This is a genomic window from Listeria immobilis, from assembly GCF_014322845.1.
In the GTDB taxonomy this organism is placed as follows: domain Bacteria; phylum Bacillota; class Bacilli; order Lactobacillales; family Listeriaceae; genus Listeria; species Listeria immobilis.
Map to the genome: position 1 here is coordinate 23,092 of NZ_JAASUA010000017.1, position 6,060 is coordinate 29,151.

The 6,060-nt window shown below is 35.2% G+C and carries 6 protein-coding genes; 4 read left to right on the forward strand and 2 right to left on the reverse strand.

The window, feature by feature from the left end:
- Positions 1-5 precede the first annotated feature (5 nt).
- Positions 6-218, forward strand: a complete 213-nt coding sequence (locus HCJ45_RS14555; protein ID WP_185398354.1) for a hypothetical protein — start codon at positions 6-8, stop codon at positions 216-218.
- A 642-nt stretch (positions 219-860) separates the two neighbouring features.
- Here the strand turns inward: HCJ45_RS14555 and HCJ45_RS15205 are convergent.
- Positions 861-1,040 carry a putative holin-like toxin gene (locus tag HCJ45_RS15205; RefSeq protein WP_221637751.1) on the reverse strand — a complete coding sequence of 60 codons (180 nt, stop codon included), beginning with the start codon at positions 1,038-1,040 and terminating at the stop codon, positions 861-863.
- A gap of 109 nt (positions 1,041-1,149) precedes the next feature.
- On the opposite strand from HCJ45_RS15205, the gene HCJ45_RS14560 reads away from it, so the two are divergent.
- Positions 1,150-1,395 (forward strand): hypothetical protein, encoded by a 246-nt coding sequence (locus tag HCJ45_RS14560; RefSeq protein WP_187125277.1) that lies wholly within the window; start codon positions 1,150-1,152, stop codon positions 1,393-1,395.
- A gap of 233 nt (positions 1,396-1,628) precedes the next feature.
- On the opposite strand, the gene HCJ45_RS14565 is transcribed toward HCJ45_RS14560, so the two are convergent.
- Positions 1,629-2,417 (reverse strand): SDR family NAD(P)-dependent oxidoreductase, encoded by a 789-nt coding sequence (locus HCJ45_RS14565; protein ID WP_185398352.1) that lies wholly within the window; start codon positions 2,415-2,417, stop codon positions 1,629-1,631.
- Between the two features lie 325 nt (positions 2,418-2,742).
- Between HCJ45_RS14565 and HCJ45_RS14570 the strand changes: the two genes are divergently transcribed.
- Positions 2,743-4,785, forward strand: a complete 2,043-nt coding sequence (locus HCJ45_RS14570) for a MucBP domain-containing protein (protein ID WP_185398351.1) — start codon at positions 2,743-2,745, stop codon at positions 4,783-4,785.
- 205 nt (positions 4,786-4,990) lie between these two features.
- Positions 4,991-6,060: MucBP domain-containing protein (locus HCJ45_RS14575; protein ID WP_187125278.1), on the forward strand; the 1,070-nt coding region annotated here is incomplete at its 3' end.

The following is a 6,060-nucleotide window of genomic DNA, read 5'->3' on the forward strand; positions in this document are numbered from 1 at the left end:
AAAATATGAGAAATAACAAAACAAAAGAGTATGTCTATTTAATCATTGTTTTTTTGGTGGCTCTATTTATTTCATTTAAGGAAGCACCTTTTTTCTTTGCAGTATTAATTATAGGGATTGCTTACCACGCTTATGTTTTTCGGGATAATTCAAAATTAGCTTTTGATTTAGGAGTAATAGCTGCTCTTTCCATTGCTCAATCTTTGTATCTTATGTAATGAATTTATTCGTGTATTAAATAGTTAGTACTGTAGTAAATAATATGGTTCTCCTTCAAAATGAATTCTGAAAAAACATAGTTGAATAACCATTCAGCATGTGTAATAATATACATGTAGATATTGTCAGTTATCTACATATTTTCGGCTCAGTTTGTACTGCTTGCTACTTTCCTTCTATTCCGTTAAAAAGGTTAGTAAATATAGCAGTAACGTCATGCGTTTGCGTGGCGTTTTTTTAGGGACAGTTCAAAATATGATTCTTCTTTAGGATGACCTTAGAAAAAGCATAGTTGAAAATGACTATTATATGTGTAATAATGTACATGTAGATAAGATTATCTACGTTTACTGTCATTCTTTTCATTCAACTGTCTGCATACTACTAGTTTTATTCTCCCTTTGTATAAGTAGTATATAGCAGAGACGTCATGCCCCTTGTATGGCGTATTTTTTATAAAAAGCACGCAATCGTAATAGAAATATTGTCAAATTTGCTCATAAATGGTATGATGATAAGGAAAAGAGAGCCATGCACCAACATGACTCCCTTAACATGTGCAAACACCATTTAAGATGGTGCCCAGCCTTAAATGAATTTGAAATCCACTCCAACGAGCCGGTCAAGCTTATGAGTGGGTTTTATTTTTTGTCATTTTTACTGTTCATGATCGTTACAACTAAGACTGCAAAAGCAATCATCAGTGTAAGACTTTCGAAAACAGTCACACGTTTATCCTTTCCAGGTAACGCTCCAAAATAACATAAGCACCACCTACTTTCTATCGGAAGAACCGATGAAGAAGGCTGGCGCACCACCATAAACTCTTTTGCACTTGTTCAGTATATCATGTATTTAACGGCAATAAAAGCTAGAAAAAACGGCGCTTTTTGGCTATAATGAGAAGAAAAAAGAGGTGTGGGTACGAAGATGGAAGCAACCAAACAACTTATTAGACAACGTTTTGGAGACATATCTCCAAGTGAATTAGCAGAGATACTCCAGATTTCGGTGAAAAAAAGCCCGTCTATGGAAAGCGGATCAGCATTAGTATACATAGGTCAACAACCAATTATTTATTTAGGGCGGAAAATAGACTTCCAATATACGCAACCACTTATTGCACGTGAATTAATCAACTATTTGGAAGCACATCCGGAGCATTTGGAAAATTAGGGACAGTATTTTTAGTAATTGAATCTTACTCAATGACATTGAGTTAGATTGGAGTGAATAACGGAAAGTCTTGGCGTTCTAAGAGAAAAGACACATTTTTGTTTTCTCTTTTTTTCGATATTTTCGAACCTTACTTAATATTATTATGTCATAAATTAAATGAGATTCAGAGTTCGGGTAACCCAGCCAGATGAAAATATAATATTTATTAGGGCTAAATGTTCCCAATATGGCTACTTAAAAAAAGATCTCTTACCAATAAAATCAATAAATGCTGGCATGATTTGATATATGCGAGTGCCGATATTCATTATAAATGGAAGGTTCACTTCACGTCTATTATTCCCCATAATTTGTACAGTTCTTCTGGCTACGTGTTCCGGTTTTAATACAAACTTTCCTACTGAATCTAAATATTCTCCGGATTGATCTGCAACCTCAAAAAAATTGGTTGCAATGGGTCCAGGATTTATCGCAGTAACATTAATGTTATCAGATGCTACTTCTAACCGTAGTGCATTCGAAAATCCAATGATAGCATATTTGGTTGCCGAGTAAACAGAAGATTTTGGTGTAGCAATCTTTCCAGCCTGTGAAGCAATATTGATGATATGACCTGTTTGGCGTGATTGCATTGCTGGTAAAATCAATTGGGTTAAACGAATTAAACCTAATACATTTGTATCAAACATTTTATTGGTAATATCAAATGGAATGTCCACCGCATTTTCGAACAAGCCAAAACCGGCACAATTAACCAGTACATCAACTCGGAAGTTTTGATTAACTTTCTCACTTAATTGCATTATTTGTTCGAAGTCGGTCATATCTAGAGTGAAATATTCTGCATCAACAGCAAAATCGGCAGATATTTCAGCTTGTAATACCTTTAGTTTTTCTGTACTTCTTGCCATTAATATTACATTTGCCCCGGATGCGGCAACCTGTCTAGCAATTTCTGCCCCCAGACCACTCGAAGCCCCAGTAATCATTACTGTCTTATTCCTTAAAAAAGTATTCATTTTATCATTCTCCTATTTTCGCATTTAAAAAATCAACTTTTTTGTAAGTGTAGCCATTTAATTGTATTTCTTCTATTAAAAAGTAATAATGTTAAGCACTTTTCAGCTAGTACTTGCGAATTATATAATAGCTGGTTCTGAAAAGCAACGCTTAGAGATTTTCGAGCATACTTTAAGGCAGCAGTTTAGGAGAATATTTGGGGAAATAGAATAAAGTTCAATGAAAAGACATATTTTAGTGTGATATTTAACCCTGTGATTGTGTATCATTTCTGATATTCTTTGAACGAATTAATGAGAAAAACTTATCAAAAGGAGATAGAAAATGAAGAAAATAGCAATCATTATGTTGGTATGCTTCCTGACTACTTTTGGGATTAGTTCTGGAATTCATGCACAAGCAGCAACTACCGACACAGTCAATATACCAGATCAAAATCTTTTAGAAGGATTGAAAAAACTATTAAACAAACGATTCGCCACATCACTTACAGAGGGGGATTTAGCACAACTTGATAATGCAGCCATTAATTATTCTAATCCGTCTCAAGCGTATGTCCCTGGGAAAGTTTCGGATTTAACGGGCTTGGAATATGCTACTAATATGACACAGATAGATTTTTCGGCAAGTTATGTGAGTGACCTAACCCCAATAGTTCATTTGCCAAACTTGAAAAAAATTACAGGAGTAGGGACATCGCTTAGAAGTTTAGATGGCATTCAAAATCTTCCGGCATTAGAGAATTTGGAATTGGGTGCAGATTATATACAGGATTTTTCACCGTTATTAGAAGCAAAAAATTTAACCAGTTTTAGTTATGATTCTTACCGATGGCTTTCTAGTGATTATTCAGCTATATCAGACCTTACCATTCTTTCAGAAATGCAAAAACTTCAAACACTTAATCTAAATTGGAATGAAGTTAGTGATCTCTCGCCACTACGTGGAAATGATACGATTCAAACATTAAATTTAAACCATAATAAAGTGCAGGACCTTGCTCCATTAGAAGATATGAATAACTTAGAGATTTTGTATCTAAACCAGAATGAACTTACTTCTTTGGACGACTTAAGTGCTTTAGAAGGTATGAAAATTTTATATGCGGATTCTAATCATATTGTAGATATCTCTGCATTAAATCCTTTATTTAACTCCATGTTAAAAGGGGACGATGATTATAAAGGATTACAAATCAATAATCAAACGATTACTTTACCAACCATTACTATTAAGCAAGGAGAAATTGCAACTTCCACGAATCCAACAAAAGGGTTAGATGGTCAAGTGATGCCAATTCAAACTGCTTCTAATGAAGGAGAAGTTGCTAGTGACTCCAAAACAGTTTCTTGGGATAATGTTACTGCAGATACCAATGCTACTTATAATATAGCAGCTACAGATCAATCAGCAGCAGGGGTAGATTTTTCTTACTCACTTCAAGTAACACAACCAATTAAAGTATTAGCTGCAAATGCTAGTGAGGTTAATGTTAAGTATGTAGACACAGAAGGCAATGAACTAGCTCCAACAGACACACTAAGCGGAGTTGTAGGAGATGCTTATAGCACTACTGCCAAAACCATTGATGGCTGGAAACTAAAAGAAAGTCCAGAAAATGCTACAGGTACATTCAGTGATACAGCACAAACCGTCACCTATGTGTATGAAAAAGCAGCAGTAGCCGGTCAAGATGTGACGGTTCAATATGTAGATGGAGCAGGCAACGAACTAGCTACATCCGACACATTAAGCGGAAATGTAGGTGATACCTATACTTCGACAGCCAAAGCCATTGATGGTTGGAATTTGAAAACAACGCCAGAAAATGCTACAGGTACATTCAGTGATACAGCACAAACCGTCACCTATGTGTATGAAAAAGAAGCGGTAGCCGGTCAAGATGTGACGGTTCAATATGTAGATGGAGCAGGCAATGAACTAGCTACCTCCGACACATTAAGTGGAAATGTAGGTGATACCTATACTTCGACAGCCAAAGCCATTGATGGTTGGAAACTAAAAACAACGCCAGAAAATGCTACAGGTACATTCAGTGATACAACACAAACCGTCACATATGTGTATGAAAAAAACACCGATGATATCATTCCACTTCCACTGCCAGAAGAGCCAACAACACCAAGTGATGATAAAATAACAGATGGCAAGTCGAATGTAACACCAACAGGAAAAATGAGCATTCAGCCAACGGTGACAAAAGAACCTACCAAACAAGCGAAAGAAAAAAGTTCCTTGCCAAAAACAGGGGACAGTACGCAAAATAGTGGTATATTAGGTGGATTAGCACTTCTATTATTCGGTATAGCGCTATTCATGAGACGCCCAACTAGAAAAAATAAATAAGTAAAATTAAAAACGATTATAGAGTAAGTAATCAGAAAAAGGATTTGGACAGGACCTTTAGAGAGACTATCCAAATCCTTTTTGGTTACTTTTCATAATTTCGCCATATAATTATGGTTTATATGAGTAATTTTACGGTTAGCCGCCATAGTTCTATGCTATATTTAATAGCAACTTTAAAAAATAGATGGGTGTGTGTTTTTAATTGAAGAACATTTTTTTAGTAATCTTTAGCTTTGTTATTGTGGCTACAACCCTTTCTTTTCATACAACTAAGGCTCAGGCTGCTTCCTGGTTGGAGCAAGAACTAGACGGAAATGAACCATATATCCAAGCTACTGAAAGAACTTTATCGAAAAATCGTGATGATATTACATTAGCTGATTTAGAAGCTATTACATCCCTATCCATTTACCAATCTTCAGATATTCCAGATAAGATTTCGGATTATAAAAATTTAAAATTTCTAGTTTCACAAAGGTTAGCTTCAACAGAAATACCTAACAGCATTGGGCAATTAAAAAAACTGGAAACCTTAAGATTAGAATATAATAATTTACAAAAATTCCCTAGAGTAGTTTTCCAATTACCTTCCTTAAGAATTTTAAATCTAACGCATGGTAATATCACGGAAATACCTACAGAAATAACTGGTTTATCTTCTCATTTGAGGCAGCTAGATATAAAGGAGAATAAATTAGTAACTATTCCTACTAGTATTTTTACGACTGATTGGAAAGCAGGATTTGAGCATAAACTGATATTAGGTACAGCTAGGAATCAAATTACCTCTGATATACCAGCTGGCTACTTATATGGTATAGACTATGGAGGAAATATGTTAGAGTTTTATAATTTATCCCCAATTAAGCAGGATCAATTAATCTATACAGGTAATTCGATAGTTGTTCCATTAAATACAAATTTCAATCAATTGAAACCAGATAAAACACAACTAGGCTTACAATCTGGCAAAGCACTTTTTGCGAACCATACATTTATCTACCATGATGATGGGACTTCCAACAACGTATTAACTAATGGTGTAGCAACACATAGAGGCAATGGGTATATTACCATTAAAAGTAGTAACTCTACCAACTCTAATCCATTTGCAAAGGTTAGAGTTCCAATCACGGTTACTGATCCGATAGCTGGTCAAGATGTGACGGTTCGATATGTAGATGGAGCAGGCAATGAACTAGCTCCGACAGACATATTAAGCGGAAATGTAGGTGATACCTATACTTCGACAGCCAAAGATATTGAAGGTTG